17 protein-coding genes are annotated in these 24,491 nt (G+C 67.5%); 13 read left to right on the top strand and 4 right to left on the bottom strand.

What is annotated here, in order from left to right; all coding sequences use genetic code 11:
• Genes VARPA_RS14515 through VARPA_RS14545 form a run of 7 tightly spaced genes read left to right on the top strand, consistent with a single transcriptional unit; the run spans window position 1 to window position 10,125 of the window.
• Window positions 1-2,331: a type VI secretion system Vgr family protein gene (locus VARPA_RS14515; protein WP_013541327.1), complete on the top strand. Its 2,331-nt coding sequence runs from the start codon at window positions 1-3 to the stop codon at window positions 2,329-2,331.
• A 55-nt stretch (window positions 2,332-2,386) separates the two neighbouring features.
• Complete coding sequence (locus tag VARPA_RS14520) at window positions 2,387-4,729, top strand: type VI secretion system Vgr family protein (RefSeq protein ID WP_013541328.1); 2,343 nt, start codon at window positions 2,387-2,389, stop codon at window positions 4,727-4,729.
• A gap of 25 nt (window positions 4,730-4,754) precedes the next feature.
• A complete protein-coding gene (locus VARPA_RS14525; RefSeq protein ID WP_013541329.1) occupies window positions 4,755-5,204 on the top strand; it encodes a hypothetical protein in 450 nt (149 codons plus the stop codon).
• A complete protein-coding gene (locus tag VARPA_RS31835) occupies window positions 5,201-7,867 on the top strand; it encodes a DUF2169 family type VI secretion system accessory protein (protein WP_013541330.1) in 2,667 nt (888 codons plus the stop codon). Before VARPA_RS14525 ends, VARPA_RS31835 begins: the two co-directional genes overlap by 4 nt.
• A complete protein-coding gene (locus VARPA_RS14535; RefSeq protein WP_013541331.1) occupies window positions 7,864-8,982 on the top strand; it encodes a pentapeptide repeat-containing protein in 1,119 nt (372 codons plus the stop codon). The genes VARPA_RS31835 and VARPA_RS14535 overlap by 4 nt, the downstream gene beginning before the upstream one ends.
• A complete protein-coding gene (locus tag VARPA_RS14540; protein WP_013541332.1) occupies window positions 8,979-9,698 on the top strand; it encodes a DUF3540 domain-containing protein in 720 nt (239 codons plus the stop codon). The genes VARPA_RS14535 and VARPA_RS14540 overlap by 4 nt, the downstream gene beginning before the upstream one ends.
• A 43-nt stretch (window positions 9,699-9,741) precedes the next feature.
• Window positions 9,742-10,125, top strand: coding sequence for a DUF4150 domain-containing protein (locus VARPA_RS14545; RefSeq protein WP_013541333.1), 384 nt, complete (start codon window positions 9,742-9,744; stop codon window positions 10,123-10,125).
• A 45-nt stretch (window positions 10,126-10,170) separates the two neighbouring features.
• On the opposite strand, the gene VARPA_RS14550 is transcribed toward VARPA_RS14545, so the two are convergent.
• The 3 genes from VARPA_RS14550 to VARPA_RS14560 are packed head-to-tail and all read right to left on the bottom strand — an operon-like array spanning window position 10,171 to window position 13,363.
• The gene (locus tag VARPA_RS14550; RefSeq protein WP_013541334.1) at window positions 10,171-10,989 is read right to left on the bottom strand and encodes a PP2C family protein-serine/threonine phosphatase; all 819 of its coding nucleotides are present in this window, start codon (window positions 10,987-10,989) and stop codon (window positions 10,171-10,173) included.
• Window positions 10,982-13,015 (bottom strand): type VI secretion system-associated FHA domain protein TagH, encoded by a 2,034-nt coding sequence (tagH, locus tag VARPA_RS14555; protein ID WP_013541335.1) that lies wholly within the window; start codon window positions 13,013-13,015, stop codon window positions 10,982-10,984. Before tagH ends, VARPA_RS14550 begins: the two co-directional genes overlap by 8 nt.
• Before the next feature lie 48 nt (window positions 13,016-13,063).
• Window positions 13,064-13,363: a TssQ family T6SS-associated lipoprotein gene (locus VARPA_RS14560; protein ID WP_234975018.1), complete on the bottom strand. Its 300-nt coding sequence runs from the start codon at window positions 13,361-13,363 to the stop codon at window positions 13,064-13,066.
• 244 nt (window positions 13,364-13,607) lie between these two features.
• Between VARPA_RS14560 and tssJ the strand changes: the two genes are divergently transcribed.
• The 6 genes from tssJ to VARPA_RS14590 all read left to right on the top strand — a co-directional run bounded on the left by tssJ (window position 13,608) and on the right by VARPA_RS14590 (window position 23,413).
• On the top strand, window positions 13,608-14,126 hold the full coding sequence (tssJ, locus tag VARPA_RS14565; RefSeq protein ID WP_013541337.1) for a type VI secretion system lipoprotein TssJ: 519 nt from the start codon (window positions 13,608-13,610) through the stop codon (window positions 14,124-14,126).
• 243 nt (window positions 14,127-14,369) lie between these two features.
• Entirely contained in the window at window positions 14,370-15,665 is a 1,296-nt protein-coding gene (gene tssK / locus VARPA_RS14570; protein WP_234975085.1) for a type VI secretion system baseplate subunit TssK, read from the top strand.
• 8 nt (window positions 15,666-15,673) lie between these two features.
• Window positions 15,674-17,044, top strand: a complete 1,371-nt coding sequence (locus tag VARPA_RS14575; protein ID WP_013541339.1) for a DotU family type VI secretion system protein — start codon at window positions 15,674-15,676, stop codon at window positions 17,042-17,044.
• A complete protein-coding gene (gene tssM / locus VARPA_RS14580; RefSeq protein ID WP_013541340.1) occupies window positions 17,044-20,679 on the top strand; it encodes a type VI secretion system membrane subunit TssM in 3,636 nt (1,211 codons plus the stop codon). Before VARPA_RS14575 ends, tssM begins: the two co-directional genes overlap by 1 nt.
• A 3-nt stretch (window positions 20,680-20,682) precedes the next feature.
• Window positions 20,683-21,396 carry a type VI secretion system-associated protein TagF gene (gene tagF / locus VARPA_RS14585; protein WP_013541341.1) on the top strand — a complete coding sequence of 238 codons (714 nt, stop codon included), beginning with the start codon at window positions 20,683-20,685 and terminating at the stop codon, window positions 21,394-21,396.
• Between the two features lie 31 nt (window positions 21,397-21,427).
• A complete protein-coding gene (locus VARPA_RS14590; protein ID WP_013541342.1) occupies window positions 21,428-23,413 on the top strand; it encodes a serine/threonine protein kinase in 1,986 nt (661 codons plus the stop codon).
• 94 nt (window positions 23,414-23,507) lie between these two features.
• Here VARPA_RS14590 and VARPA_RS14595 read toward each other — a convergent pair whose 3' ends face one another.
• Window positions 23,508-24,443 carry a LysR family transcriptional regulator gene (locus VARPA_RS14595; protein WP_013541343.1) on the bottom strand — a complete coding sequence of 312 codons (936 nt, stop codon included), beginning with the start codon at window positions 24,441-24,443 and terminating at the stop codon, window positions 23,508-23,510.
• Window positions 24,444-24,491: the final 48 nt, after the last annotated feature.

A 24,491-nucleotide genomic window follows, 5' to 3' on the forward strand; every position in this document is an offset into this window, starting at 1 on the left:
ATGACCAGGATCGTGAAGGCGCATACGCCACTGGGTGAAGAGCAGCTGAAGTTCCGTTCGATGCGCGGCACGGAAGGGCTGTCGCAGCTGTTCGAGCTGGAGGTGGACCTGCTGAGTCCGAGCGCGGCGCTGGACCTGAAGTCGGTGCTGGGCAAGCCGCTGTCGCTGGAGATCCGCACGGCGGGTGCGCGGCCGCGGTTCCTGAACGGGCAGGTGGTGCGCTTCTCGATGGTGGGGCGCGAGGGCGGCACGTCGCGCCACACGGTGTACCGCGCGAGCGTTCGGCCGTGGCTGTGGTACCTCATGCGCTCGAGCGACAACAAGATCTTCCAGAACAAGAGCGTGGTGGAGATCCTGGAGGAGGTGCTGGGCGACTACGGCTTCGCGTTCGAGAAGAAGCTGGGCGGCAGCTACCGCACGTGGGAGTACTGCGTGCAGTACAACGAGAGCGACTTCGCGTTCGTGAGCCGGCTGATGGAGCTGGAAGGCATCTACTACTGGTTCAGGCATGAGAAGGGCCAGCACACGCTGGTGCTGGCCGACGATGCGGGTGCGCACGAGCCGATGCCGGACTACGAGACCATCGACTACTTCGCGGCCGACCGTGACATCGGCGAGGACCTGGAGGTCATCCGCGACTGGCAGCCCGGCGAGGAGGTGCGCTCGGGCAGCTACACGGTGGACGACTTCAACTTCACCACGCCCAAGGGCGACCTGGTGAACGTTCGCAGCCAACCGCGCGCGCACGACAACGCCGGCTACGAGATGTACGAGTGGCTGGGGGACTACCCGGCCGCGGGCGACGGCGAGCACTATGCGCGGGTGCGGCTGGAAGAGTCGCAGGCGCTGGCGCAACGCAGCGCCGGATCTTCGACGGTGCGCGGCATGGCGCCGGGGTACACGTTCAGGATGCGCAACTCGCCGCGCTCGGACGACAACCAAGAGTACCTGGTGGTGGCGGTGTCGTATGCGCTGCGCGAAGGCGGTTATGCGAGCGGGGCGGCCAGGGGCGAATACAACTTCGACTTCATGGTGCAGCCCAGCGCGCTGGCGTTCAGGGCGCCGCGGCAAACGCCGGTGCCGCGCACGAGCGGGCCGCAGACGGCGACGGTGGTGGGGCCCGAGGGCGAGGAGATCTGGACCGACGAGTACGGACGTGTGAAGGTGCAGTTCCACTGGGACCGCTACGGCCAGAAGAACGAGAACAGCTCGCGCTTCGTGCGGGTGTCGCACATCTGGGCCGGGGAGCGCTTCGGGGGCGTGTTCACGCCGCGCATCGGCCAGGAGGTGGTGGTGGACTTCATCGGCGGGCGAGTCGACCGGCCGGTGATCGTGGGGCGGGTGTACAACGCGGACCAGATGCCGCCGTTCGCGTTGCCGGGCGAGGCGACCAAGAGCGGCATCGTGACGCGCTCGAGCAAGGGCGGCTCGGGCGCGAACGCGAACGCCTTCGTGTTCGAGGACAAGATGGGCGCCGAGCAGATCCTGCTGCACGCCGAGCGCAACCTGGACGTGGAGGTGGAAGGCGACGAGACGCACACGACCGACAAGACGCGCAGCACGCTGATCAAGGGGCACGAGTCGGCGACCTACGAGTCGGGGGAAGAGCGGCACATCACCGCCGGGGCGGTGGAGACGATCGACGGGGGCGAGGAGCGCACGGTGACGGGCGGCGCGACCGAGACGGTGACGGGCGGCGAGGAACGCACGATCACGGGCGGAGCGACCGAGACCATCACCGGCGGGGAGACGCGCACGGTCACCGGCGGCCTGACCGAGACGGTCAATGGCGGCGTGACACTGACGGTCAACGGCAACAGCATCCGGCTGCTGAGCGGCTCGGATCTGCGCATCACCTGCAGCGGGCGCATCGAGACGGTCAATGCGATGGACATCAAGCAGGTGAACGGGACCGACTGCACCATGGTCACCGGCCCGAAGATCGTGGTCGCGCCGCTGATCACCTATCACACGACGCAGCACATCGACACCACGAGCACCTACACGATCGACGCGACGGTGAGCATCACCAGATCGCCCCACACGATCCTCAACGTGTCCGACGAGACGTGGCTCAAGTGCAATTTCCTGCGGTGGTCCAACCAGACCGTGCGGGCGCTCGTTCTCGCGACCGATTTCTATGGGATGAAGCTGCAGGCCTGCGCGATCAACACGCAGATCAACGGCTGGTTCACCAACAGGGCGACGACCTTCCTGCTCGACGCGCCGATCAAGTTCGAGACCTCGGCGCGCAGTTCGAAGAAGAAGGGACTGAACATCGGCGTTTGCAAGCTGCACCTGTCGTGCGTCTACATGACGAAGAAGAAATGATCCTGCTGCATCGCGGCCGGCCCTGCACATCCACCCACCAGGAGTTTCCGAGCCCATGGACCGCATCGTGAAGACCCACACTCCGCTGGGCGAAGACCGACTGCTGCTGCGCTCGATGCAAGGCATCGAGAGCCTTTCACGGCCCTACGAGTTCGAGGTCGAACTGCTCAGCACCGACGTGGCGATCGATCCGAAGTCGCTGCTCGGAAAGCCGCTGTCGCTGGAGATCAAGACTGCAGTCGGAGCCCCGCGCTTCCTCGACGGTCAGGTGGTGCGGTTCTCGAAGGTCGGGCGAGAAGGGGGCACTTCGCGCTACACGATCTACCGCGCCGTGCTGCGCCCCTGGCTTTGGTACCTGTCGTTCTCCAGCGGCAGCAGGATCTTCCAGAACAAGTCGGTCGTGGACATCCTCGAGGACGTGTTCGGCGCCTACGGCTTCGCGTTCGAAAAGAAGCTGAGCGGCAGCTACCGGCAGTGGGAGTACTGTGCGCAATACAACGAAAGCGACCTCGATTTCGTGAGCCGGCTGATGGAGCTGGAAGGCATCTACTACTGGTTCAGGCACGAGAAAGGCCGCCATACGCTGGTGCTGGCCGACGATGCGGGCGCGCACGAGCCGATGCCGGGTTACGAGACCATCGACTACTTCGCGGCCGACCGCGACATCGGCGAGGACCTGGAGGTCATCGACGACTGGCAGGCGACCGAGGAGGTCCGCACGGGAAGCTACGCGGTCGGCGATTTCAACTTCACCACGCCCAAGGCCGACCTCGGCGGCGCGCGCAGCCTGCCGCGCGCGCACGACAACGCCGGCTACGACGCGTACGAGTGGCTCGGGGAATACGTCGACGCCGGACAGGCCGAGCACTATGCGCGCGTGCGGCTGGAAGAAGCGCAGTCGCTGGCCTCGCGCAGCTCCGGCCATGCCACGGTGCGCGGCATGGCGCCGGGCGCCAAGTTCAACATGCGCAACGCGCCGCGCGGGGACGACAACCGCGAGCACCTGATCGTTTCGGTCGCCTACTCGCTGCGCGAGGGCGGCTACGCCACGGGAGGCGCACCGGGCACGTACGGTTTCGATTTCGTCGCGCAGCCAGCGGAAGATCAGTATCGCGCACCGCGGCAGACCCCGATGCCACGCACGAGCGGGCCGCAGACCGCGACGGTGGTCGGTCCCGAGGGCGAGGAGATCTGGACCGACGAGTACGGGCGGGTGAAGCTGCAGTTCCACTGGGACCGCGAAGGCCAGCGCAACGAGAACAGCTCGGCCTGGGTGCGCGTCTCGCAGGCCTGGGCGGGCGAAGGCTACGGCACCGTGCACGTGCCGCGCATCGGGCAGGAGGTGGTGGTCGATTTCATCGCGGGCCGTGTCGACCGTCCCATCATCGTCGGCCGTGTCTACAACGCGGACCAGATGCCGCCGTTCGATCTGCCGGGCGAGGCGACCCAGAGCGGCATCGTCTCGCGCTCGACCAAGGGCGGCTCGCCCGCGAATGCGAACGCCATCGTGTTCGAGGACAAGATGGGCGCCGAGCAGATCCTGCTGCACGCCGAGCGCAACCTGGACGTGGAGGTGGAAGGCGACGAGACGCACACGACCGACAAGACGCGCACCACGCTGATCAAGGGGCACGAGTTGGCGACCTACGAGTCGGGGGAAGAGCGGCACATCACCGCCGGGGCGGTGGAGACGATCGACGGGGGCGAGGAGCGCACGGTGACGGGCGGCGCGACCGAGACGGTGACGGGCGGCGAGGAACGCACGATCACGGGCAGAGCGACCGAGACCATCACCGGCGGGGAGACGCGCACGGTCACCGGCGGCCTGACCGAGACCATCAACGGCGAAGTGCTGGTGACGATCAATGGCAGCGTGCTGCGCCTGGTCAGCGGGGCGGACATCCGCATCACCGGGGCAGGCCGGGTGGAAGTAGTGAACGCGATCGACATGACGTTGGTGCAGGGAACCAAACTCACCACCGTGACCGGGCCGAAAGTGATCTTCGCGCCGACCGTTCTTCATCTGTCCGGCAGCAACCATACGATCAATGTGCCAGGCACCCTCAAGATCAACGTGACCGGCGTCGATGTCGAGAACACGCCGGTCAAGACGGTCAACTCGGTGGATGCCAAGTGGTGGCTCCATGCGGTCAAGGAAGGCATCGGCCACCAGGCGCTGTTCGTGGGGGCCTCGGCCGACTCCTACGCGACCAAGATCCAGCTGGCGGTGCGCAACACGCTGCTGCAGAGAAGTGCGTTCGTGAACATCTCGGCCGTCAACTGGGTGCAGGCCATCAGCAGGCAGGAGCTCGGCCACTACCATTTCTGGCTCGACCCCATATTGATCGCTGCCGGAGCGGTGCAGTACGTCAAGAGTGCACTCGACGTCGAGAAATGAAGCCACCAGGAGGCAATCGCAGCGCATGCAGATCATGAGATGGATGGAAATAACGGTCGCCGTCCTCGGCGTCGCGGTCCTGATGGTGTCGACCTTCGGCAGCTCGCGGGTCTTTCGCGCCGGCAGCGCGACCAAGCAGGCGCATGTCCGGGAGGAAGAGGAGTGGGAAGCGCTGCGCCACGACGGCGCGCGCGCAACGGCCCAGATCCTGGCCCTGGCCCGGCCCGGCTTCCGCCTCGTGACCTGGCGCGGAGACTCGCCGAACATGGCGGCCGCGGAACTGCTGATCGCGTTCACGGATTCGGACGGCGAGAACCATCGCGTGACCCTGCGGACCTTCATCGACCAGGAACTGCTGGCCAACTTCTCGGGCGGTCGCCCGCTGCCCATCGTCTACGCCAAGGACCCGACGCTGCGCGTGGCGGTGGACCGCGACCGCACGCAGCTCGAAATTCCCTCCACGATCGACGCATGAAAATCATCAAACCGTTGCGTCTGGGCATGCTGACCCGGCCCTTCGCCAACGACGGACGCCACTGGCTGGCCGTGACCGCCATCGCGATGACCGATCGCCTCGGCAGCGATGCCCGGCTCATCCCGGAGCCGGAGTGCTGGAAGATCTTCGGCGAAGAGGTCGGCATCGACGGTGCGTTCGACCAGGGCATGCCCAAGCTGCATCCGGAATTCCTCGTCACGGGCGTGGCCCATACCCGCCGGGAGCAGGACAAGACGCAATGCGCGGTCCGTGTCCGCGTCGGCAAACGACAGAAGGACCTGCTGGTCTTCGGCGACCGCTTCTGGGTCGATGGCAGGCCGAGCGCCCCGCAGCCCTACGAATCGATGCGCATCGACTGGGGCCATGCCTTCGGCGGTCCGGGGTTCGCCGAGAACCCGGGGGGCATCGGGCATGCGCCGGAGCAGGTCGGCGGCGTTCAGGTACAGCGCCTCGCGAACATCGAGGACCCGCGCGCCCGCGTGCATCGCCCCGACCAGGCCGTGCAGCCCGCGGGATTCGGTCCTGTCGAGGCCACGCGGCCGTCACGTGCGGACCGGCTGGGGCGCCAGTACGACGAGCATTGGCAGAACCATCTCTATCCCGGCTACGCGAAGGACATGGACTGGGCCTTCTTCAATGTCGCGCCGCCGGACCAATGGTTCGGGCGCGACGACGGTGAACTCGCGGGCGCGGAGTTCGAGCTGTGGAACCTGCACCCCGACCGTACGGTGTTGCACGGCCGGTTGCCCGACTGGCGCGCCCGAGCCATCGTCGTGCGCGGCCCGATCAACAGCGTGAAGCTCGACGAAGGCACGCTGCACGACGTACCGATGCGCCTGACCACCGTCTGGTTCTTTCCGCACCTGGAGCGCGTGGGCCTGATCTACCACGGCTTCGTGGAAGTCGAGCAGGACGACGCGGCAGACGTCACGCACGCCATGATCGCCATGGAGGAGGCGGCCGTGCCGCCCCAGGGGCTCGATGCCTGGCGGGACCTGCTGGCGCTGCGCTGCGAGTCGGAGGATCGCGCGCTCTACGGCATGCGCGACGATCTGCTGTTGCCGGAGCCGATCATCGGTCCGTGGCCCGAACTGGACGCGCAATACGAGCCATCGCCGATGCAGCGCAACATGCAGGCGCGCGTCGAACACGAGCGTGAGCGCATGAAGGTCGCGTTCAGGTCCTCGGGCCTCGGCTCGGCCGTGCAGGAGGAGCCGCCGGCCGTCGATCTCATGGAGAAGGTGCCCACCCTGCGGGAACTGCCGGCCTACATGGCCCAGCGCAAGGCGCTCATCGAGGAGCACCGCCAGAAGATCGAGGCGGCGCGTCGGGAGCTCGACGAGGCTGCGAAGGCCAACGCCGTGTATTCGCGCCAGGCGGGTTTCGACACTTCGAACCTGGTGCAACAGACCGGATCGTCGACACAGAAGGGGCCGCCGACCGTGGACAGGTGGTCGCGCATCGAAAGCATCATCGCCCAGTCCGACGGCAAGGGGTTTTCTCCGACGCCCGAGCAGATCGCGCAGTTGCGCAAGGTTCATGACGATGCCGCGAGCCAGTTGTTCGAGAACTACCGCCGCTCGGCGCATCACCAGGATGCGGCGGACAGGATGTCCGAGGAGCGGTCGGTCGAGGTGCGCCTGGAAGTGGCGCGTCGCATGGCCGGCGCGCGGAACCTGTCCGACATGGATCTCACGGGCGCGGATCTCGCGGGCATGGACCTGCGCGGCGCATGCTGGCACCGCGCGATGCTGGAGTGCGCCGACCTCAGCGGCAGCAGGCTCGACGGCGGCGACCTGTCGGATGCGCTGCTCGCGCGCGCACGCCTGGCGGGTACGTCGATGCGGGAAGTGAACCTCAAGGAAGCGAACCTGTCCCTGGCGCAGTGCGAGAACTCGGACTTCAGCGGTGCGCGCTTCGAGTCCACGCAACTCCAGGGCATGGCCGCGCGCGGCTGCAGGTTCACCGACGCATTCTTCGATCTCCATGAAGCCGAAGGCGTGGTGTGGGAGAACTGCGGCTTCGAGCGTGCGCAACTGCGGAACATGAGCTTCACCGAGGGCTCCCGCCTTCACGGCCTCGATTTCGAGGGGGCCAGCTTTCACAAGGTGGACTGGATCGAATGCCAGGCGGGCGGACTGCGCTTTCGCGGCGCAACGCTCGACACTTGCGACTGGACCGATACCGATTGCACCGACGCCATGGATTTTTCCGACGCACGCCTTGTCGCGACCTGTTTCGTGGGATCGAGCGACCTGCGCAAGGCCGACTTCCAAGGCGCCACGCTGGTCGAATGCAACTTGCAGTCGATCCGCCTCGAAGAGGCCGACTTCCGCGATGCGAGGCTCGACAACACCGACTTCACCGACGCGTCCATGCGCGGCGCCCGGCTCGGCGGCGCGAATGCCGATGGCTGCGATTTCGTGCGCACCGATCTCACCGCTGCTTCGCTGGTCGATGCGAGCCTGATCGAGGCCGACTTCAGCAAGGCCATCCTCGTGGCCGCCGACTTCCATCGCGCCAACCTGTTCCAGGCCGACCTGTCCCGGTGCCTGATCGACGACACGACACGCTTTGACGAGGCCTACACCGTCAACGTGGTCACCGTGCCGCGGCGCAAGGTGCAAGAGGGCGCCCGATGACGCCGAAGGAGGTGCAGGCCATGGTCAAGCGCGGACAGGAAATCGTCGACCAGAACCTGGCCGGCATGGATTTCCGCGGCCTCGACCTGTCGGGCGGCATGTTCATCGAAAGCGACTTCACGGGCGCGAACATGTCGGGCGCCAACCTCAAGGGCAGTATCTTCGCAACCTGCGGGCTGAGCGGCGCCACGCTCGAGCGGGCCGTGCTGGACCGCTGCAACTTCCATCGCGTGGACGCCTGCGCAGCCATGATGGCCGGCGCCACCATGCATGGCACCAGCTTCTACGACTCGCGGCTCGCCGACGCGCGCTTCGACGGCGTCGAGGGCGATGTGATCGGCATTTCCAATTGCGACCTGGCCGGGACCTCGTTGCGCGACGTCAAGTCCGAGATGCTGGTGTTCTACGGGGCGCGGCTCGACCGGACGGACTTTTCGGGTGCGCCGCTCGATGGCGCAACCTTCTACCAGGCCGACCTGCGCACCGCGGTGTTCGCGCGCTGCAGCTTCGAGAAGTGCATTTTTTCCGAGTGCGACCTGTCGGGGCAGGTGTTCCGCGGGCAGACTTTCACGCTGTGCCAGTTTCCCGATGCCAACCTCGCCGGCTGCGACTTCGACGAAGCCACGCTGCGCCAGTGCAATTTCAAGGGCGCCTGCATCGAGGGCGGGTCGTTCCGGCGCGCGGCCGCGGCGCACAGCGTGTTCGTGGGCGCGCAACTGGGCGGCGTGGCCTTCAACGGCGGCCATTTCTTCCAGAGCGTGTGGGCCGACGCACGGCTGGACGGCGCCGACCTGTCGGGGGCGCAGTTGGAACAATGCGTCTTCCACCGCGCACGCTGCAACGCCGCGAAGTTCCCGGACGCACGCCTCGCCTATGCCGATTTCTCCTACGCCGATCTGAGCGACGCCGACTTCCGCGGTGCCATGCTGATGCGCACCAAGGTCCACCGCGCCGTGCTCGAGGGCACGCAGTTCTCCGACCGCGGCGGCCTGTTGCTCCAGGATGCGGCGCTGTACGAGGCCGAGGCCTATTCCGCGCGCCGGCCCAGCCATCGCGATCCACCCCAGCGGCGCGGCGAGCCCGGCGCGGCCACAGAAAAGGATTCCCGACCATGACGATCCGAAACACGGCTTCCGATGCGACAGCCGCTCGCGGCGACATCCGCAGTTCTTCCGCCGCCGCGCCCAGGCCCGCGCCCGGAACCGGAGGCGGCGTGGTCAATGCGCTGGGCATCGTCACGGCGATCCTGCCCGGCGGCATCCACAGCGTGGACAGCGACGGGCGCGTGCTGCGCTGCCTGCGCGCCGCCAGCTGCCTGCTGCGGCCCGAGATCGGCGACACCGTGCTCGTCAGCGGCCCGGACGCGCAGCGCCTGTACCTCACCGCGGTGGCCGAGCAGGCCGATGCCGGCGCCGCCCACATCGAGGTCGCCGGCGATCTCACACTTGCCTCGCAGCGCGGCGCGGTCCGGTTGCAAGGGGCCACCGAGCTGCAACTGTGCGGTCCGCAAGCGCTGCGCATGGACACCGCGCAACTGCACTTGAACGCGCAGGCCGCCGAATGCCAGGTCGGCCACATGAGTTACCAGGGCGTGGAGGCGCGCGCGACGGTGCTGAACATGCGGATCGTCGGCCGCGTCTACGAAGCCGTCGTCGACCGCCTCGTGCAACTGAGCAAGTCGGCCTTCCGCATGACCGAGGGCGTGGATCAGGTGCATGCGGGCCAGATCGACTACAAGGCCAGCGAGATGGCGCGCGTGCATGGCAGGAACACCGTGGTCACGGCCCAGGACCTGATCAAGGCGGATGCCAAGCAGATCCACATGGGCTGACCTGCGTCACTCAACCGAAAACTTTCTTCAGAAGGAGCCCCGCATGTTCTTTGCCGCCCAAGGTCCCAGCCTCGACATCGGCGTGCCCGACGTCTGCAAGACGCCGGCCGTGCCCATTCCCCACATCGACATCGGGCTGGGCCTGATGGCGATACCCAACGTGCCGAACATCTTCTGGTCCTGCATGATGGCCCACAACAAGAAGACCAAGATCCCGCTCACCTTCGGCGACACCGCCGGGATCGGCCTGGGCGTGCGCGTGCCCAGCGTCATGGGGCAGTCGAAGAAGATCACGGCCTCGAACACCTTCCTGATCAAGGGTTCGCCGGCCACGCGCGTGACGAGCTTCACCAAGCAGAACCGCGGCAACGTCAACGGCATCCTGGCGACGCCGCCGCAGCTGACCTGCGTGAACCTCTGCGCCTGAAGCGCCGCGCGAGGAGTTGCCGCAGCCCGCGTCGCGGCGCCGGCTTCAGCCGGCCGCCGCGGACGGCCGCGCCACCCCCGCCAGCGTCACCTGCTGCGGAAACCCCACCCACACCGCCAACGCCGAGTAGTTGTCCCGCGCCTTGTCCGCCTTCGCCTCGGCCGCGCGCCGCAGCAGTGCAAGCCATTCCTCCGCGCTGTCCGCCAGCTGCAGCGAACGCTCCATCACCTGCTGCGAGATCAATTGCCAGAGTCCGTCGGTGCACAGCAGGAACGCATCGCCATCGGCCAATTGCTGCGATGCCGACACCGTGGTCTCGGCCGTTGCGCGCGCACCGAGCGCGCGGTACAGCAGGTTGGTCTTGACCAGGCGCTCGCCGCCGTTGGCGCCGCTGCCGGCTGCGGCTTCGCCCGAGCGCGCCGACAGGCTGTGGTCTTCGGTGCGCTGCATCAACGCGCCGCGGCGGAACCAGTAGAGGCGGCTGTCGCCCACATGCGCCCAAGAGGCGTGGCCGCTTGCACGGTCCACGAACAGCGAGACGATGGTCGCGCTCATGCGGCTCTGGTCGGCGAGCTCGCGCTGTCTCGCCAGGATGGCGTCGTTGGCCGCCTTCACTGCATGGCGGATGTCGTCGGCCGCGACAGAAGGACTGCGCACGAAAGTGTTGAGCGCGGTGTCCACCGCGATGCGCGCGGCCAGTTCGCCGCCCGCGTGGCCGCCGACGCCGTCGCTCACGACGAAGCATGCATTGTGCTCATCGAGGTGGTAGCCGATGGCGTCCTGGTTGCCGGAGCGCTCGCCCACGCAGGAGAACTGCGAGGTCGAGATGGGAACCGCGAAAGCGGCGCGGGTGGCGTCAAGCACGGCGCGCTTCCTTCAGGCGTTCCATCTCCCGGTCGTAGGCCTGCTGGAAAGCGCGGCCGAAGACGGCCTGGAAGTCGTCTTCGACGGCCGCGGCCGTTTCCGCATGCAGTTGCCGCAGCTGGCGCCACAGGCGCGCCTCGCGCCCGCCGGGCAGCATCTTTTCGCCGAGGCTGCCGTCGTGCGGTGTGGTGCGGCTCAGCGTCGCGGGGTCGAAGCGCTGCAGCACGGTGAGCAGCGCCGCGCGCATGCCGGCCACCATGCCCAACTGGTGCGATTGCAGGTCGCCGAGCGCATCGTGCACTGCGGCTTCGGGCGTGAGAAAACCGGGCATGCGCGCGCCGAACATCTGCATCAGCACGGCGCGGCCGTTGGGCAGGATCTTGAAGGGGTTGTTCTCTTCGTCCACGATCATCGTGATCTCGGCGCGTACCTCGCGCTTGAGCATCGCGCGCGACGACAAGAGCTCGATGGTGCCGTCGGTGAACGCGCGCATCAGCCGGCCGAGGTGGCGCATGGCTTCCGCATCGAGTGGCTGCTGGCCGGCGACATCGGGCACGCCGGCGCCTTCGAGAAAGGCCTTGAAGAGTTCGTCGGAAGACGCGGGCGATGACAACGACGCTGCGGGCGGGAGCGCCGCGGCCACGGCGGGAGGCGAAGGCGAAAGCGCAGTGGGTGCCGGGGCCTCTTCGGCTTCGACCGGTTCCGATGACACGACCTCGACTGGCGGAACGACCTCCGCGGGTGCGGCGGTGACCGGTAGCGCGGCGGCGGGAGCTTCCGGCTCCGCAACCGGCGCGGGTGCCGATGTTGCTTGAGGAGGAGGAGGCGGCGGAGGAGGAGGTGGCGACGGCGGTAGTGGTTCAAGTAACGGGCTCACCTCCGCGTGCACCGGCTTCACCTCGGGCGCATCGAATGCCACCGGACTCGGCGGCCTGAATTGCGCCCCCACTTCGCGCGCATGGTTCGAGTGGTTGAACCCCTGCGCAGCAGGCGGCTTGCCCAGCAGGTCGAGGGCCGGGTGCCTGTCGCTGAGCGGGTCTTCATGGGTGAGTGCCGTGGGGCGCGGATCGGCGAGCGGCGAGGGTGCGTTGCTGTCGGCCGCAAAGAACGAGAGCGGGTCCATGCCGCGCTTGAGCGCGACGTCGGACATGTCGTTCGCTGCACCCGGGTTCAGTTCAGCGAGCGGATCGACGGGGTTTCTTCGCGCCTGCGATGGCAGCTCGAAAGGCTCGTGCACCAAGGGGTCGGGCATCGGCGTCGGCGCGCTGTCGACGCGGCGAGGCGCGTTCGCGAGGATGGCGTCCCAATCGGCGGCGGATGGAATCTGCGATGTGGTGGGCGCAGTCGTCTTCGCGAACGGCGATGGTGCTGGTGCTGGTGCTGGTGCTGGTGCAGCCGTGACCACAGGCGCTGCGAACTGTTCCCGGGGCTGTGGTGCAAAGGCCGGCGCCGGCGCCGGCGCGGGCAGGGGAGTCGCTGCAGAGACGGAAGCAGATGCGGGCGCAGGCATCGCCACGGTCGTCGGCGGCGCGTCACCGATGGGCAGCGCGCCCGCGCCGAACAGGTCCGAGAACACGTCGGACACGGGCGCCTCTTGCGGCAGTGCATCCAACGAACTCGCCGGCATTGCCTGCACCGCAGGCGGATGCAGCGTCGCCGGCACATCGATCGGCTGTGGCGAAGGCGGCCTTACGGGAACGTTTGCTGCACGCTGGGCGCTCGCAGCCTCCAGCACATAGCTCCCGATGACCACGCGGTCCCCGTCCGCAATGCGCGACTCTTCCTCATGCTGCAGCGTGCGGCCGTTCACGCTGATGGGCAGCACCGCGCTCATGTTGCGCAGCACCACAGCGCCCTCCTGGTCGAAGCGCACGGTGGCCTGCAGGCGCGAGATCTGCCGCTGCTCGTCGGGCAGCACGAGGTGGTTGTCGGGGCTGCGTCCGATGGTGCCTCCGGGTGCTGCAAGCAGCGCCGAGGCGCCTGTTGTCACCGGCCTGCCGGCATGTTCGATCACGGTCCAGCGCATGGCGTCTTCCTGTTCATCTCGGGCGTCGGTCGGCGGTGACCGCGATGGTCAGCGCTTCATTCGTTTGGCGGCCTCGAAGGCGGGTCCCCACACGGGGTGCTTGCGCTCCGCGACGGTCAGATCGAAGCTCGGGAATGCATCGAGGACCTTGCGGAATTGCGTGCGGCATTCCGGGATCTGGTTGTTCACGCAATAGCTGAAGGCCTCCAGCTTCATTGCGCTCTGGCGCGTGGCGGGCTCGGCGCCGTCGAACACCGAGACGCCGCCGCTCTTGAGCGTGGAGATGGCCTTGGCGTAGTCGCCTTCGTCATAGGCCTGCTGCGCGCGCTCGAGCGTGTCGCGTGCCACCTTTTGGCTCAGGCGTTCGGGTTGCGGTGGCGGCTCGGGCGCGGTCTGACACCCGGATACCAGAAAAAGCGTGAAAGCCAGAGCAGGCAGACATGACTTCAATCTTCTCTCCTACCTCGCGAAAGGCAATGAATGGCAATGCTCGAAACAGTATGCCGCCAGGTTGCGACACAAGCACACGATGCGTCGTCGTCCGGGTACACGATTTCGATAATATAGGCCGCGAACCTCTGAGGGAGATCTCATGCAGCGACGAACCTTGCTTCAAGGCGCACTTGCAACCACACCGTTGTTTGCGGGCCTCGTCAGTGGATGCGCATCGACCGCCAAGTCGTTGCCCACGCCCTATGCGGTCACCATCCGCATCGACGACGGCGTGAACCCCGACGGACGCGGCCAGGCAGCGCCGATTCTCGTGAAGGTCTTCGAACTGAAATCTTCCGGTAACTTCGAGACCGCAGACTATTTCGCGCTCCAGGACCGCGACCGCGAGACGCTTTCGACAGAGCTCGTCAATGCGGACCAGGCCATCATGCGAAGCGGCGAAGAGCGTGTCTTCAAGCGAGAAGCAGGGCTCGACTCGCGCTCCATCGGCATCATCGCGGGCTACCGCAAGCTCGAAGCTGCGCGGTGGCGCATCGTGTTGCCGCTCAAGGAGCCCAAGCAAACCAATCTGTACAAGGTCTGGCAGTTTTCGCCAAGCGAACAAGCCGTGCGCATTGCCATCCGCAAGACAGGCATCGAGTTACTACCAAGTCGTTAACCGCGACGAAAAGTTAGTGCGAAAGTGCGAAAAACCAGTGCGCAAAATCCGGTGCAAAACGCAACAAGCGGCGTGTAGCATCAAGCGCAGAACGATCGATCGGGAGGCCGTCATCAGAGCGCATCTCCCGCTTCCGTGTGAGCACTCCCAGGAGGTTCTTTGGTGACAGTTCGCAACTCGGGCTCCGCAAGATCGGGCGCCCATCCGCAGGCATTGGCGAACCGCGTGGTGTGGTCCGAAGGCATGTACCTGCGGCCCCAGCATTTCCAGCAACTGGAGCGTTACGTCGAGCAGTACGTCACGCGTCGCGCCGCCGGCCTGCAGGGCGCGTACTGGGGGTGGCTGCATCTGGACATCGACCGCGACGCCTATGCGCTCGGGCGCGTGTCGCTGCTCGGTGGCGCCGGCGTGCTGCCCGATGGAACGCCGTTTTCTTTCGGCATCGAAGACGCGCCGCCGCCCTACGAAGTGCCCAACGATCTGACCGATGAACTCATCGTGCTCGCACTGCCGCTGCGCAGACCCGGCAGCGAAGAGGTCATCTTTGCCGAGGACGAGGGCTCTGCCGCGCGCTTCGGCGTGATCGAGCGCGAGGTGGCCGACGGCAACGCGGTGGCCCTCGGCCCGGCAGTGCTGCAGCTCGCGGCGCCGCGCCTGCGCCTTGCACGCGCCTCGTCGCTCACCGCGGAGTGGCAGGCCATCGGTGCGGTGCGCGTGATCGAGCGGCGCACCGACCACAAGCTGGTGGTCGATGCCAACTACATCCCTCCGGTGCTCGATGCATCGGCCCACGCGATGCTGCGCAGCATGATCGCGGAGCTGCACGGCCTGCTCACGCAACGCTCCGAGGCGCTGGCTTCGCGGCTCTCGCAGCCGGGCCGCGGTGGTGTGAGCGAGGTCTCCGATTTCCTCCTGCTCGAGCTGGTCAACCGCTACCTCGCGACCACCTGGCACGCGCAGCAGGCGGTGCAGGTGCACCCCGAGCAGTTGTTCATCGACTGGCTCAAGCTGGCCTGCCACCTTGCCACGCACACCTCGCCCACGCGCCGTCCGGTGCTGTGGCCGGTGTACGACCACGACAACCTCAACGAGAGCATCCGTCCGCTGATGGAAGAGCTGCGCCGATCGCTGTCGGCCGTGCTCGAGCAGAGCGCGATCGCCATCGAACTGGAGGAGCGCAGCCATGGCGTGCGCGTGGGCCACATGCCCGACCCGGTGCTGGTGCGCAACGCGGGCTTCGTGCTCGCGGTGCATGCGGACCTGCCGGCCGAGGCGATCCAGCAGCGCTTTCCCACGCAGGTCAAGATCGGTTCGGTCGAGCGCATCCGCGATCTCGTACAGCTGCAGCTGCCGGGCGTCACGGTGCGACCGCTGCCGGTGGCGCCGCGGCAGATTCCCTACAACGCGGGCTATCACTACTTCGAGCTCGACAAGAGCGGCGACATGTGGCGCCAGCTCGAGAAATCCGGCGGCGTCGCCATGCACCTGGCCGGTGACTTTCCGGGCCTGGCCATGGAGTTCTGGGCCATCCGTCCGTGAGGGACCCTATGAACGGTGTCAACGACATGGCCGTCGGTCCGGGGGGCTTCGTGCCGCCGAACCCCGGCGGCGGTAACGGCGGCGGCAATGGCGGCAACGGCGATGCGGGCGGCATGCCGGCATCGCCGCGCGGGCTGGGCCAGCAACCCGAATCCTTCACCGCATGGCACGACGCACGGCGCCCGCATGCGGGCGATGCCGCGCTCGCAGGCAACAACCCGCTGGTGGCGGCCGCCAACCCGCTGCTCGACCTGATCCCGCAGATCCGCGCGACGGGCCACCACGATGCGCCGGCGCAATTGCGCGAGAACCTCGTGGACGAAGTGCGCCGCTTCGAGACCCGCGCGCAGCAAAGCGGCATCTCGCCCGAGGTGATCATCGGCGCGCGCTACTGCCTCTGCACTGCGGTGGACGAGGCCGCTGCGCTCACGCCGTGGGGTGGCAGCATCTGGTCGTCGCAGAGCCTGCTGGTGATGTTTCACAACGAGACCTGGGGCGGCGAGAAATTCTTCCAGCTGCTTTCGCGCCTGGTGCAGAACCCGCAGCAGCACCTGCACCTGATCGAACTCATCTACTTCTGCCTGGCCATGGGCTTCGAAGGGCGCTTTCGCGTCATCGACAACGGCCGCACGCAGCTCGAAACCCTGAAGCAGCGCCTGCTGCAGATCATTCGCCAGACGCGCGGCGAAATCGCGCAGCCGCTGTCGCCGCACTGGCAGGACGCGACCGCGCCGGTGCGCCGCACACGCAACTGGCTGCCGGTGTGGGCGGTGGGCGCCGTGGCGGCGGTGCTGCTGGTGCTCACCTTCGCAGTGCTCACTTTCAACCTCGCGGGCAACTCCGATGGTGCGTTCGCGGCCGTCAATGCGGTGCGGCTGCCGCAGACGGCGCGCGCGGTCGTCATGCCCGCGCCGCAGCCGCGCCTGCAGCGCTTTCTCGAACCCGAGATCCGCGAAGGCCTGCTGACGGTGCGCGACGAGGCCGACCGCAGCGTGGTGGTGCTGCGCGGCGACGGGCTCTTCGCCTCCGGCTCCGACCGCGTGCTCGACCGCTATGTGCCGGTGCTCAGCCGCGTGGCCGATGCGCTCAATTCCGTGGAGGGCAACGTGCTGGTCAGCGGCTTCAGCGACGACCAGCCGATCCGCAGCGTGCGCTTTCCTTCCAACTGGCAGCTCTCGCAGGCACGCGCCGATTCGGTCAAGAAGATGCTGGCCGTGCGCATCACGCGGCCTGAACGCCTGCGTGCCGAAGGCCGCGGCGATGCCGATCCGCTCGCGCCCAACGATTCGCCGGCCAACCGCGCGCGCAACCGCCGCGTCGAGGTCACGCTGCTGGTCGCGCCCGTGACGCCGTCGGCGCAGCAAGGGGGAACCCGCTGATGCTGCGTTCCATCTTCCGTTTTCTCATCGGCCGCGACCTGTGGATTTTTCTCGGCCTGCTGGCCGTGGCGTTCCTGATCTGGGTCATCGGCCCGGTCATCGCCGTGGGCCGCTACCGGCCGCTGGAAGGCGAGTTCGTCCGCATCGCCGTCATCGCGCTGATGTTCGCGATCTGGATCGTGCGGCTGGCCTATCGCAAGTGGCGCGAGCGCAGGCTCAATGCGCAACTGCTCAACCAGCTGCGCGTGCCTTCGAAGAAGGAAAAAGAGGCCAGGCCCGAAGATGCGCCCGAGATCAAGGAGCTGCAGAGCGGCTTCACCGACGCCACCGCGATCCTGAAGAACATGCGCTTCGGGCAGGGCGCCGGCGGCAAGCCCGCGAGCCGCTTCTCGGTGTTCGACCGGCAGTACCTGTACCAGCTGCCCTGGTACATCTTCATCGGCGCGCCGGGCTCGGGCAAGACCACGGCGCTGGTCAACTCCGACCTGGACTTTCCGTTGGCCGACCAGCTCGGCAAGGCCGCGGTGCGCGGCATCGGCGGCACGCGCAACTGCGACTGGTGGTTCACCAACGAGGCGGTGCTGATCGACACCGCGGGCCGCTACACCACGCACGAAAGCAACCGCGAAACCGACGAGGGCGAGTGGAAGGGCTTTCTCGACCTGCTCAAGAAATTCCGCCCGCGCCAGCCGATCAACGGCGCGATCCTCACCATCAGCATCGCCGACCTGCCGCTGGCCGACGACGCGCAGCGGGCGCGCCACGCAATGGCGCTGCGCAAGCGCCTGCTGGAACTGCGCAACGACCTGGGCATCGACTTTCCGGTCTATGTGCTGGTCACCAAGACCGACCTCCTGGCCGGCTTCAACGAGTACTTCGGCTCGCTGGGCCGCGCCGAGCGCGCGCAGGTGTGGGGCTTTACCTTTCCCATCGAAGCCAACCCCGCGGATGCCGCGAAGGCCGATCTTCGCGAGCGCTTTCACCAGGAATACAAGCTGCTGCACCAGCGCCTGGACGAGCGCCTGCCCGAGCTGATGGCCGCCGAGCCCGACCAGATGCGACGCGCGCAGGCCTACCTGCTGCCGCAGCAGTTCGCGAGCTTCGAGGACATCCTGGGCACCTTCCTGGCCGACGTGTTCAACCCGTCGAAGTTCGAGGCCGCGTCGATGCTGCGCGGCGTGTACTTCACCAGCGGCACGCAGGAGGGCACGGCCTTCGACCGCGTGATGGGCGCGATCAAGCGCTACCTGCAGGTCAATGCGCCGCCCGCGCCGCCGCCGGGTCCGGGCAAGAGCTACTTCCTGAAAGAACTGCTGCAGCAAGTGATCTTCCGCGACGCGGGCGTGGCCGGCACCAACCTGCGCTGGTACCGGCGCCGCCGCGCCATCGACATCGCGGGCTACAGCCTCATCGGCGTGCTGCTCGTGGTGCTGCTGGGCGCCTGCGTGAACAGTTGGCGCAACAACAAGGACTACGTGGCCGAGGTCGACAACAACGCCAAGGCCTTCAACAAGGCCGCGGCGCGCGGCGAGTTGCCGACGGTGGTCGATGCGAGCGGCGACCTCGCGAGTTCGCTCCTGATCCTGGACCGCCTGCGCGACCTGCCCAAGTCGGGCCGCTTCGACATCGGAGATCCGCCGGTGTCCTACCGCTTCGGCCTTTACCAGGGCGAGAAGCTGCAGGCCGCGACCGATGGGGTCTACCAGCGCGCGCTGGAGAGCGTGCTGCTGCCGCAGGCGGCGCAGCGCATCGAGCAGTCGCTGCGCGATGCCGCGAAGATCGATGCCGAGTACAGCTACGAGGCGCTCAAGGCCTACCTCATGCTGTACGACGCCGAGCGCTACGACGCCGACTTCCTGCAGGCATGGCTGCTCACCGACGTGGACCGCAAGATCGGCGCCTCGCTCACGCGCGAGCAGCGCACCAACCTCGAGTCGCACCTGAAGGCGTTGTTCGCGGGGCGCGTGGTGACATCGCCATTCGCCAAGGACGACAAGCTCATCACGCAGACGCGCGAGCGCCTGGCCGGCGTGCCGCTCGCGCAGCGCTCGTATGCGCGGCTGCGCCGCATCCTGCTGCAGACCAGCCCGCCCAATGCCTTCACCATCGCCGAGATGGCTGGGGCCGAGTCGGCGCTGGTGATCCGGCGCGCGAGCGGCAAACCGCTGACCGACGGCATCCCCACGCTATTCACCTACCGCGGCTACTGGGACATCTTCGACAAGCGAATGGCCGAAACCACGCTCGCGCTCGAACAGGAAGACCGTTGGGTGCTGCAGATCCGTGCGCCCGGCATGACCGACATCACCTCGCGCGAGTTGCTGCTGCGCGAAGTGCGGCGCCTCTACCTCACCGACTACATCCGCGTGTGGGACGAGTACCTGGCCGACGTGCGATTGGCCGAAAGCAAATCGCTGCTGCAGAGCATTCAGATGACGCGCGTGCTCTCGACCGGCGAATCGCCGATGTCGCGGCTCATCCGCGGTGCCGCGCGCGAAACCGATCTGCTGCGCAACCACGACGAGGCCGCGCGCAGCCTGCTCGACCAAGCGCAGAACCGGGTGGCCAGCACGCGCGAGCGCATCGAACAGCTCATCGGCCAGCCCGACGGCAGCCAGCGCCGCAACGCCGCGCCCGACCGCCCCGAGTCGCTGGTGGACAACCACTTCGAGCCGCTGCGCCGGATGGTGACCGCGCCCAAGGCGGGCGGGCAGACGCCGCTGGATGCCACGGCGGCGCTCATCAACGAGCTCTACACCTTCCTCACCGCCACCGACACGGCGCTGCGCAGCGGCAACATTCCGCCGTCGAGCGATGCCGTCACCAAGGTGCAGGCCGAGGCGGGCCGGCTGCCGGTGCCGTTCCAGGGGATGCTGAACGACCTGTCGGCCACCGCGTCGTCGAAGGCGGCGGCGGTGACGCGGCAGAACATCGGGCAGAACGCGGCGGCGACCATCGGGCAGTTCTGCAACCAGGCGATTGCGGGGCGCTACCCGTTCTCCCGCGGCTCGCCGCGCGACGTGGCGGCCGGCGACTTTGCGCAACTCTTCGCACCGGGCGGGATGATGGACGACTTCTTCCAGAAGAACCTCGCCTCGCAGGTCGACACTTCGGTCAATCCGTGGACCTTCAAGCGCGGTGTCGACGGCAGCGCCGCGGGGCGCTCGGCGTACCTCGATTCGTTTCAGAAGGCGCAGGCGATCCGCGACGTGTTCTTCACCGGCATGGCGGGCAGCCGCACGCCGTCGTTCACCATCGACCTTCGGCCCGAAGACATGGACGCCGCCATCACGCAGTTCACGCTCGACATCGACGGCCAGACGGTGCGCTACGCACACGGCCCACAGGCGCCGAGCACCGTCAAGTGGCCAGGCCCGCGCAACAGCAACCAGGTGCGCCTGCAGGTGACGACCGCCAACGGCACGCCGGCCGGCGGCATCGTGACCGAAGGGCCGTGGGCGCTGCACCGCCTCTTCGACAAGGCATCGATCTCGGCCGGGCGTTCGCCCGAGTCGTTCAACGCGACCTTCGACCTGCAGGGCAAAAAGGTGGTGCTGGCGGTCACGGCCAACAGCGTCTACAACCCGCTGCGGCTCAACCAGATGAGCGGGTTCTCGTGCCCCGGGAAGTCATAGGACATGAACAGCAGCCTTCCCCCGCAGTCCTGGGTCCCCGTCGACGAGCAGATCGGCTGGTACGGCAAGCTGCCCGCCGCCGGCGACTTTCTCTACCGCCGCATGCCGCGCGAACTGCAGGCCTGGTGGGACCGCTGGATGCAGAACGGCCTCGCAAGCTTCAAGCGCTGGCCCGACGCCATGACGCGCCACTACGCGGTGGCCCCGGTCTGGAACTTCGCCATTCCCGCGACCCATGGCGTGGATGCGGTGCAGTTCGGGTGCATTGCCCCGAGCTGCGACCGCGTGGGCCGCTACTACCCGGTGTGCGTGACGCTGCAGGTGTCCGCGTCGAACTACCGCCCCGCCGTGCTCGAAGGCTCGGCCGCGTGGTACTGGCAGTGCGGCACCGCGTTGCTGCAGGCCATTCGCCACGGCGTGGCGCCAGACCAGTTCGACGGCCAGCTCCTTGCCGCTGCGCGCGCGGGCTTTCGCACGGCCAGCGGTGGCTCGGACGACATTCTTTCGATCCTCGGGCCTACAGCCGCTGGCGCGAGCGCCCAACAACGCCTGGGCTGGCCCGAGCTTCCACTGTGCTTCGACGCCTTCGGCAGCACCAGCTACTGGTGGACCAACCAGGCCGACGGCTCGCCGTTGCGCACCGCTGCCCATGGCGGCGGCCTCAACACACCGCTGTTCTCGAAATTGTTTTCGCAGGGGCACGTGCCATGGGCATGAAAAACCGGCCCCCCGCGACAGGAGGAGATGAATGACGACGAACGACAGCAGCATCGGCAACGGCGACAGTCCGCCGTCCGACGCGCAGGACGCGGAGAAACCGCACCCGCTGGGCGTGGGCCACCGGCTGGACGAGTTCGAATTGCTGGAGGTGATCGGCGAAGGCGGCTTCGGCATCGTCTACCGCGCCTACGACCATTCGCTGCAGCGCGAGGTCGCGATCAAGGAGTACATGCCCTCCATGCTCGCGCGCCGCGTGGGCGACAACAGCGTGCACGTGCGCTCCGAGCGGCTCACCGCCACCTTCCAGGCGGGCCTTCGCAGCTTCATCAACGAGGCGCGCACGCTCGCGCAGTTCAGCCATCCGGCGCTGGTGCGGGTGCATCGCTTCTGGGAGTCGAATTCCACCGCCTACATGGCGATCCAGCTCTACAAGGGCCGCACGCTGCGCCGCCTCGCAGACGAGGAGCCCGCGAAGATCACCGAGCCGTGGCTGCTGGGCATGCTCGGCCCGCTGCTCGGCGCGCTGGAGACGCTGCACCGCAACCAGTGCTTTCACCGCGACATCGCGCCCGACAACATCTTCATCCAGCACGATGACCTGCCGGTGCTGCTCGACTTCGGCGCGGCGCGCAAGTCGATCGCCGACCTGGTCGACGAAGTGGCGGTGATGGTGAAGTCGGGCTACTCGCCCATCGAGCAGTACGCCGACGACAACACGCTGCGGCAGGGTGCGTGGACCGACATGTATGCATTGGGCGCCGTGCTGTACCGGGCGGTTACCGGCCACCCGCCGCCATCGGCCGTGGTGCGCAGCGTTCAGGACGCCTACGTGCCGCTGTCGTCCATGGGCCGCGGCGACCTGAGCCCCGGCTTCTGCGCCGCGGTCGATCACACGCTGGCCGTGCACAGCAAGGACCGCACGCAGACCGTTGCCGTGTTCGCGGCCGAGCTGGGGCTGGTGAAGCTGGGCGATATCTATGTGAACACGATGGCGGCGCCGACGGTGATCATTCCGTCCGCGCCCGTGCCGGCCACGCCGCCACCTCCGCCGCTGTCGCCAATGCCGACGCCGCTCGAAGCAGCCGCCGTCGCTGCGCAGCCTGCGGCAGTGGCCGAGCCGGTGCAGACCCAGCCTCCTGCACCGCCGCCGAGAGCCGCGTCGAACGGGAGTGGCAGCAAGCCTGTCGCGCAGAAGAAGACACCGGCGCTTGCGCGCTGGGGCTTGTTGGGCGGGTTGCTGATCGCACTCGTCGCCGTGGGTGCCTGGATCGGCCTGCGCGTGACCTCGGGCAAGCCGGACACGACGACGGCCATGGTGCCGATGCCGCCGCCCGCGCCGCCGATGTCCGATCGCGCCGCGCCGCCGGTCGCCATGCCCGCACCCGGCACCAGTGCACCCGCTGCCGGGCCTTCGGCCACCGACGGCACGCCGCCAGCCGGCGGTGCGACGGTGATTTCGGACGGCACCGCCGCGCCGCCCGCGGCTCCTGCAGCTCCTGCGAGCGCGCCGTCGTCGCAAGGACCGCTGACGCCGCTCGAGAACGTGCCGGTCACAACACCTTCGGCCGAGGCACAGGCCGGGGCGACGTCGCCGGTTCTCCCGCAGGCGCTCACCGAAGCCGAGGACTGGAACCTTGCCCAGGCTGAAAATTCGCGGGAAGGCTACGAGGCCTATCTGCGTCGCTACCGGCGCGGCCCGCACGCAAGAGACGCGCGCAACGCGATCGCGGAGCTGAATCGGCTTTCGGCGAACTCCGGCGCGCCGTCCGCGCCCTCTGTGCCGTCGGCGGTGGCCGCACCGGGCATGGGGCGTGTGCAGTTCAACATCCGGCCGTGGGGCCAGGTGTTCGTCGATGGCGCGGACCGCGGCGTGAGCCCCCCGCTCAAGACGCTGCCCCTGCGACCGGGGGTCTACAACATCGAGGTGCGCAACGGGGACCTCGAGGTGTACCGCCAGCGCGTGACCGTGCAGGACAGCCGGTCGGTGCCTGTGGTGGCGCACGAGTTCAAGTAGGCGAAATCCGGTCCGTCTCTTCGACGTATCAGGATGGCACCTCTTATCGGGCCTCAGGTTCGAGGCTCGGAGGTGTCTAGAAACCCCGGGCGATTCAGACTGCCGCTGCCGCTGCCGCTGCCGCCACGCCTTCGACAAGCGGCGCGTCTTGAAATGCCTCGACCAGAAAGTCGACCATCACCCGCACCTTCGCGCTGAGATGCCGGCGGCTTGCGTAGATCGCCAGGATGTCGACGGGCGGCATGTGATATCCGGGCATGACCTCGACCAACCGTCCGGTGCGCACATCCTCTCCGATCACGAAGCTCGGCTGCCAGATGATGCCGGCACCTGCGAGCGCCGCGGCGCGGGCGGTTTCGCCATTGTTGGCGCGCAGGGCCCAGCGCACGCGCACGGATTCCAGCGAACCGCCGGGGCCGGCGAACTGCCACTCGTCGGAGGTCGCACCGTATGTGTAGCCGAGGCACAAGTGGCGCGACAGGTCTGCCGGCACTTGGGGCATGCCATGGCTTGAAAGGTAGTCCGGCGAGGCGCAGACCAGGTTCTGCGAACGGCCCAGCCGGCGCGCGATATGGTTGCCCGACGAGGTCCGAGAAATGCGGATGGCCAGGTCGTAGCCCTCTTCGACGATGTCGACCACGCGGTCGATGAGCGCGATGTCGAGTTCGACATCGGGGTACTTCGCCATGAACTTCGGCCACAGCGGCGCCAGCACGAGGCTGCCGAAACTCAGTGGCGCGTTGATGCGCAGGCGCCCCCGCGGCTGGAGGGAGGCGGTGGTCGCCAGCGCCTCTGTCTCCGCGACTTCTTCAAGGATCGATTTCGCGCGGTCGAACAATGCTTCGCCGCCTTCGGTGAGCGACAGGCGGCGCGATGTCCGGTTGATGAGCCGCGTACGCAAGTGCGCTTCCAGCTCGTTGACGTAGCGCGTCACGTTGGCCGGCGAGGTGTCCAGCGCATCGGCCGCCTTGGTGAAACTGCCTCGCGCCACCACGGTGACGAATACCTCGTAGGCACGCAATCGGTCCATGGCACCACTTCCAATCATTCATAAAAGCTGAATGAGTAAACCACTTTT

Origin of the sequence: Variovorax paradoxus EPS, from assembly GCF_000184745.1 — a bacterium.
Lineage (GTDB): Bacteria > Pseudomonadota > Gammaproteobacteria > Burkholderiales > Burkholderiaceae_C > Variovorax > Variovorax paradoxus_C.